At 62.5% G+C, this 4,451-nt stretch carries 8 protein-coding genes; 3 read left to right on the top strand and 5 right to left on the bottom strand.

The features are described 5' to 3' along the window. The 4 genes from HUV01_RS12600 to HUV01_RS12615 all read right to left on the bottom strand — a co-directional run. A partial coding sequence (locus HUV01_RS12600; RefSeq protein WP_174298584.1) for a hypothetical protein occupies positions 1–819 on the bottom strand: 819 nt, incomplete at its 3' end. A 149-nt stretch (positions 820–968) separates the two neighbouring features. Further along, complete coding sequence (locus tag HUV01_RS12605; protein WP_174298585.1) at positions 969–2,168, bottom strand: IS256 family transposase; 1,200 nt, start codon at positions 2,166–2,168, stop codon at positions 969–971. A gap of 62 nt (positions 2,169–2,230) precedes the next feature. Continuing rightward, a complete protein-coding gene (locus HUV01_RS12610; protein ID WP_174298586.1) occupies positions 2,231–2,872 on the bottom strand; it encodes an ImmA/IrrE family metallo-endopeptidase in 642 nt (213 codons plus the stop codon). Continuing rightward, entirely contained in the window at positions 2,872–3,192 is a 321-nt protein-coding gene (locus HUV01_RS12615) for a helix-turn-helix domain-containing protein (RefSeq protein ID WP_174298587.1), read from the bottom strand. Before HUV01_RS12615 ends, HUV01_RS12610 begins: the two co-directional genes overlap by 1 nt. A gap of 134 nt (positions 3,193–3,326) precedes the next feature. Between HUV01_RS12615 and HUV01_RS12620 the strand changes: the two genes are divergently transcribed. Genes HUV01_RS12620 through HUV01_RS12630 form a run of 3 tightly spaced genes read left to right on the top strand, consistent with a single transcriptional unit; the run spans position 3,327 to position 4,095 of the window. Beyond that, the gene (locus HUV01_RS12620; RefSeq protein ID WP_174298588.1) at positions 3,327–3,545 is read left to right on the top strand and encodes a hypothetical protein; all 219 of its coding nucleotides are present in this window, start codon (positions 3,327–3,329) and stop codon (positions 3,543–3,545) included. Between the two features lie 11 nt (positions 3,546–3,556). Further along, complete coding sequence (locus HUV01_RS12625) at positions 3,557–3,817, top strand: hypothetical protein (RefSeq protein ID WP_174298589.1); 261 nt, start codon at positions 3,557–3,559, stop codon at positions 3,815–3,817. Between the two features lie 11 nt (positions 3,818–3,828). Continuing rightward, complete coding sequence (locus HUV01_RS12630) at positions 3,829–4,095, top strand: DUF3892 domain-containing protein (RefSeq protein ID WP_174298590.1); 267 nt, start codon at positions 3,829–3,831, stop codon at positions 4,093–4,095. A gap of 52 nt (positions 4,096–4,147) precedes the next feature. On the opposite strand, the gene HUV01_RS12635 is transcribed toward HUV01_RS12630, so the two are convergent. Then, a partial coding sequence (locus HUV01_RS12635; RefSeq protein ID WP_438827171.1) for a hypothetical protein occupies positions 4,148–4,451 on the bottom strand: 304 nt, incomplete at its 5' end.

The raw sequence follows: 4,451 nt of genomic DNA on the forward strand, positions 1-4,451 counted from the left end.
GAGACGTCCCGCCAGTTCCGAGAAGAACAGCGCGGACGCCGAGCGCTCCGCGCCGCTCACGCCGTCGAGCGCGAACCGATCCGCCCATTCCTCCTCGCCGCGACGCGTCCAGAGGCCGCCGTCCGGCATGGCGCTCGGGCCGATACGCTGCTCGTCAAAGGCGATGTGGCCGACCTCGTGCCCGATTATCCAGGTGAGGATGCTCGCTGCATTGTCGTCCTGCGTACGCACCATCACCTCGGCGACCTCCGGGTCGGCGGTGGCGGACGGCGCCGTCTGGGCGCCGGAGAAGTCAAACGAGTTGATCGTCGCCTTGATCAATGCTTGGTCGCAATAGACAACATTCTTTCCTGCGAGCGTGCGGCAGTTGCACGGCTGGCCGCGCACGCCGTCGATTGCTGACGGTTTTAGCAGATAGACGTTGAGGCGGTTGGGATCATAGGGTCCGTTTACGTTGACGCGAGCGGTGCCGAGTGCCGTCCTGCGGGCAGCGTTGGTCGCCGCATTGAACACCGCGAAGTAATCGGTGTCCTCGAGGTCGGCGGGTGCTGGCGCGATATCGGTGGTCAGCGCCGATGCAGTCGACGTCTGCGCGATGACCGACGGTGCCCAGAGGGTAATCGGCAACAGTAACGTTAGCAAGAACGCGACGAACGGTCGTTCCAAGGATCGGGTCGCGCACGGCGTTGGGATTAAGCGATAGTTGCGCGCGTCCACCATGTCGCTCACCTCGTTGCTCTCGCTGTGTAAGACCAGAAAACTAAAATTAGCTCGCACGAAGCCTTTTGTGTGGCGCACCTTTTTCAGCGGATTTGGCAAACGGCAGTTTAGCCGCCGCGCTGGCTACGCTCAACGACCGATTTAGGGCGGGAAGCAGTCGGCCAACGGTCCTCGGGTGGGGTCGTGTCCCACCGAATGGTGTAGCTTCGGCGGCATAGCCGCATCGATCTCCGGTCAGGCCGGGCTGGTCATGCGGCCATGGATGGCAACGTGACGGCGGGATCATCGCTCAATTGGGTCACGCTTTCCAGCGTCATGTAGCGGCCCCGCTGAACAGCCCACTCGTCATTCTGCTCGAGCAGCAAGGCGCCGACGAGACGAGTGATGGCGTCCTCGTTGGGAAAGATGCCGACCACGCCGGTGCGCCGCTTGATCTCGCCGTTCAGGCGTTCGAGCGGATTGGTCGAGTGTAGCTTGGTGCGATGCTGCGGCGGGAACGACATGTAGGCGAGCACGTCTTCCTCGGCCGTGTCCATCAGCTTGGCGAGTTTCGGGACGCTGGGTCTGAGTTGATCGGCGACCTTGCGCCATTGCCCCTTGGCCGCTTCGGGCGTCTCCTGGGCATAGGCCGTGGCGATGAAGGCCGAGACGACGCGGCGCCCGCTCTTGCCTGCGTGCGCCATCGCGTTGCGGGCGAAGTGGACGCGGCACCGCTGCCAGGTCGCGCGGAACACGCGCGAGACGGCCGCCTTGATGCCCTCATGGGCGTCCGAGATGATGAGCTTCACGCCCCGCAGACCCCGTCGCGCGAGGCTCCGCAGGAAGTCGGTCCAGAACGTCTCAGCCTCCGACGTGCCGATCGCCATGCCGAGCACCTCGCGCCGGCCGTCGCCGTTCACGCCGACCGCGATGGTGACGGCGACCGAGACGATGCGACCGGCCTGGCGGACCTTCAGGTACGTCGCGTCGACCCAGACATACGGCCAGTCACCCTCGATGGGTCGCTCAAGGAACGCCTTCACGCGCACGTCGATCTCCTCGCAGAGCCGGCTCACCTGGCTCTTCGAGATGCCGCTCATCCCCATTGCCTTGACCAGATCATCGACCGAGCGGGTCGAGATCCCCTGGATGTACGCCTCCTGCACGACCGCAGTCAGCGCCTTCTCCGCAAGCCGGCGCGGTTCGAGGAACGCTGGAAAATAGCTGCCGGTCCGCAAACGGGGGATCCGCAGCTCGACCGTGCCGGCCCTCGTCTCCCAGTCCCGATCGCGGTAGCCATTCCGCTGGACGAGCCGGTCGCTGCTCTTCTCACCATAGCCAGCGCCGGTCAGGCTGCCGACCTCGAGGTCCATCAGCCGCTGCGCGGCAAAGCCAATCATCTCGCGCAGGAAATCGGCGTCGGCGCTCTTTCCCACCAGCGCCTGAACGCTCATCGTATCTTCGGTCATCGGGGTCTCCGTTGGTTGAGTTCGCAACCCAAACCTATCCGAAGATCTCCGATGGCCACCCCTCAGCTACACCACCACCCGGGACACGACCAGTAGATACGGCGCTTCTTTGCAGACGTGCTGCGCCAGCACCACAGCACGAACCCATTGGTCGCGACGATCAGGGCGGCGCACTTGGGCGTGAAATCCAGCCACTTGATTGCCGCGGCTGTCATCGACACTTCGTAGCGGTAGGCACACTGCCGCAGCAGCTCCAGCGTCATGTCATCGCGACCAACCTGAGTGCGGTAATCGTCCATTGGCATCAGCAGGTAGGAAGCAAAGGCATCAGCTTCCTGCTCGATGCGGCGCCGTTCCGCGTCTCGATCAACCCCGAGAACCTGCTTCTCTCCGCATTCGAAACCTCCAGGATAGAGCTGGCGGTGTACAAAATAGTGCCCCAACTCGTGCGCTAGCGTGAAATTGACGCGCCCCGCCGAGACGATGTTGGGATTGTAGAGGATCGCCCACTTTCCGCTCTTAGGTAGCGGCGACAGTGCTCCTTCAAAGCGATCTACCGGCGCCTCAGCGATCGTCTTGATCGGGTCAGTGAATCTCTGCTGTGTGTAATCAAGGGCGATGGTCCGCACCTCAACCGGGAAGCGCGGTCCCCACAACTGGCTCAGCAGATTGGCCCAGGCTTTCGGTTGGGTGGGATCAGGCATTACTCGTCGTCCAGCACATCTAGAATACGTTTGAGCTTCTCTTTCACGTCGGGATTGGCGCCCTGATACTTACGATAGAACGCTTCATCGTGTTCATCAGCAGTCGGCTTGGTGCGCTCCTCATCCGCAAGATACTCAGGCGTCACCCCTAGGACGGCTGCAATGCGATTCAGCTTGTCAGCCGACGGACGCGCGACCGGCTTATTCTCTATTTCCCACATATAGCTCTTGCTGCTGTCGGTAGCTTGGGCGAGCTGATCGAGGGTCAGCTTCTTCTCCTGCCGTAGCTCCCGCACCTTCCGACCGAGGGTCGATGACATGATTTCTCCGCGAAAATTTTCCCGTTCGGTGATAACCTCATTTTCCCTACTTGAATAGCGAACTCGCGATAGCCATACTATCCGTACCGGTAGTCCGAACTTGGTGCCGGCATGTTTGGTTCAAGGAGTTCAAAATGTCAGGTAAGAAGGGCGGCGGCAGCAACACCCGCAGCGCAATCAGCGGCCGGTTCGTGACCTCGGGTCAGGGCAAGGCAAGCCCGCACACGACGGTGCATGAAGCCAGCGGCCCGAGCGGCAGCTCTGGCGCTCACTACCGTAGCGCGATCAGCGGCCGGTACGTCACCACCGCGCACGGCAAGGCCAGCCCGCGCACCACCGTGCGCGAAAGCTGAGGAGACGATCCATGCAGATCGAAGGCGCGGTTCTCCGCGAGCAGGGAGTGACCTTCGCGATTGTCGTCGTGAAGCGTCACGTCGTCGACAACCGCACGGAGGCTCAATCGGCGATCCGCTCGTTCGGCTCCGTTTTCCCAGGAATGCCCATTGTTCTGATGGCGCAGGACTCATCGGGGCAGCCCACCTACTTCGGCCGAACGGACATCGCGAATTTCATGTCGAATGTCTCGCCGAGCCGGGTCCCCTGGAAGCGCTACACCATCAACTAGGAGAGCCAATCATGGCTGATGTTCAGGTCACCTGCATCAACAAGCAGCCGCGCAACAACACGCATGAGGGAATTACGCACCTCGGCGGCAGCGGATGGAAATGGACCCGTAACGAGGTTATCCAGTCCATCCGCAGCAAGACCAACACCTTCTTCACGCGCGTGAACGGAAAGCGTGCGGACATCGGGATCGTGGACGGGCAGAACGGCCCTTACCTGCGAACCTATGCGGACGGTCAGTGGAACGACAATCTGCTGGCGCTGCCCGAGTGCGCGTAATCGGCTTCGCCTAAGCCCACGGTATCGGCCGTCGCCCGGTATCGTGGGCTTTTTAAGATGATCGGTCGCCAATCGATCTCCGGCGCGCCTTATAGGCGCTGCGCGCTTCCCCGAACCCCAACTCCCGGCTGTCGCGGGTCGTCGCCCCGACCACGACGCCGCAGGCGCCCAGCGCGCGTGCATAGTCCTCCCGATATCGGCGAAGATCGGCCGGCCCTGACGGCAGCGCTCGGCCATCCTCATTCCGATACTCGACCAGCATTTTGACAAACGGGCCTTCATGCTCGCCCGCCACCCACACCTGATCGTGGCCGGCGAACGCCCTGCGCGCCATGGCGAGCGCCGCCGCCTCGTTG

This window comes from Sphingomonas bacterium, from assembly GCF_903643035.1.
Classification (GTDB): Bacteria; Pseudomonadota; Alphaproteobacteria; order Sphingomonadales; family Sphingomonadaceae; genus Sphingomonas.

Coding starts and splice junctions, on each gene's coding strand:
- HUV01_RS12605 (WP_174298585.1), bottom strand. CDS start 2,168: ATGACCGAAGATACGATGAGCGTTCAGGCGCTGGTGGGAAAGAGCGCC.
- HUV01_RS12610 (WP_174298586.1), bottom strand. CDS start 2,872: ATGCCTGATCCCACCCAACCGAAAGCCTGGGCCAATCTGCTGAGCCAG.
- HUV01_RS12615 (WP_174298587.1), bottom strand. CDS start 3,192: ATGTCATCGACCCTCGGTCGGAAGGTGCGGGAGCTACGGCAGGAGAAG.
- HUV01_RS12620 (WP_174298588.1), top strand. CDS start 3,327: ATGTCAGGTAAGAAGGGCGGCGGCAGCAACACCCGCAGCGCAATCAGC.
- HUV01_RS12625 (WP_174298589.1), top strand. CDS start 3,557: ATGCAGATCGAAGGCGCGGTTCTCCGCGAGCAGGGAGTGACCTTCGCG.
- HUV01_RS12630 (WP_174298590.1), top strand. CDS start 3,829: ATGGCTGATGTTCAGGTCACCTGCATCAACAAGCAGCCGCGCAACAAC.